This window comes from Priestia aryabhattai, from assembly GCF_023715685.1.
Lineage (GTDB): Bacteria > Bacillota > Bacilli > Bacillales > Bacillaceae_H > Priestia > Priestia aryabhattai_B.
Genome location: NZ_JAMBOQ010000042.1, coordinates 1 through 480, shown reverse-complemented (window position 1 = coordinate 480; position 480 = coordinate 1). Strand labels below are relative to the sequence as shown.

Below are 480 nucleotides of genomic sequence, written 5' to 3'. Positions count from 1 at the left end.
GGGTGTAACTATACGCGCGTGCGGCGCGGCCCGCAAGCGTTATTTTGCGTTTTTTCATTTCGTTGTTTCCCCACAACACGACAGGGCAATCTGCACAAACAGATTGCCCTGTACAATCAACGCGTTAGCACTTCGTAGAATCGTCGGCGCGTGTGCCAGTATACGAGCGCGCGCTCTAGTTCGTGCGGCAGATCACGGCTCAATGTATGCGAGTTACGTTCGTGCTCGCCCCGGACGAGTGCGGCATGCGCCGCGCGCCGTGACCTGTTCTCTATTCATGGCGCTCAGCCGACCATGTTAACGGAACGCACAGAGTAGCCCGCACGCTTCGCGATTGCCGATGCTTGCGAACGCGTGTCGGCGTCAACCTGCACCGTGAAGTAACCGCCGCTACCGTTGACGGGCAACGCCGTTTCATTTACTTCTACGTCGTACAGGTGCGCGGATTTGTTGCGGTCGCCCAATCGCACGGTTTGCATA

At 57.7% G+C, this 480-nt stretch carries 1 protein-coding gene; it reads right to left on the bottom strand.

Annotated features, from left to right (window positions below; genetic code table 11):
- Positions 1-284: 284 nt before the first annotated feature.
- A partial coding sequence (locus tag M3225_RS28815; protein ID WP_251400735.1) for a hypothetical protein occupies positions 285-480 on the bottom strand: 196 nt, incomplete at its 5' end.